At 68.8% G+C, this 240-nt stretch carries 1 pseudogene; it reads left to right on the top strand.

Annotated features, from left to right (window positions below):
• Positions 1-240 (top strand): annotated as a pseudogene (locus tag BN358_RS25115) (6-phosphogluconolactonase); the annotation flags it as partial.

Genomic DNA, 240 nt, shown 5'->3' with positions numbered 1-240 from the left:
TGGATCGACGCGGCGGCGTCCGCAGCCACCTACGCCAAGGAGTTGGGCGACACCGGTTCGACCTGTGCCTGCTGGGCCTGGGACCGGACGGCCACGTCGCCTCGATCTTCCCGAACCATCCCTCCAGCGAGCCCACGACCCAGCCGGTGATCGGGGTGAGCGATGCCCCCAAGCCCCGCCGGAACGGATCAGCCTGACCATCCCGACCCTGAACGAGTCGAGCCAGGTGTGGTTCCTGGA

Source organism: Sedimentibacter sp. B4, assembly GCF_000309315.1.
Lineage (GTDB): Bacteria > Bacillota > Clostridia > Tissierellales > Sedimentibacteraceae > Sedimentibacter > Sedimentibacter saalensis.
Note: the sequence above shows the minus strand (reverse complement) of the source record. Positions and strands in the feature narration are given on the sequence as shown.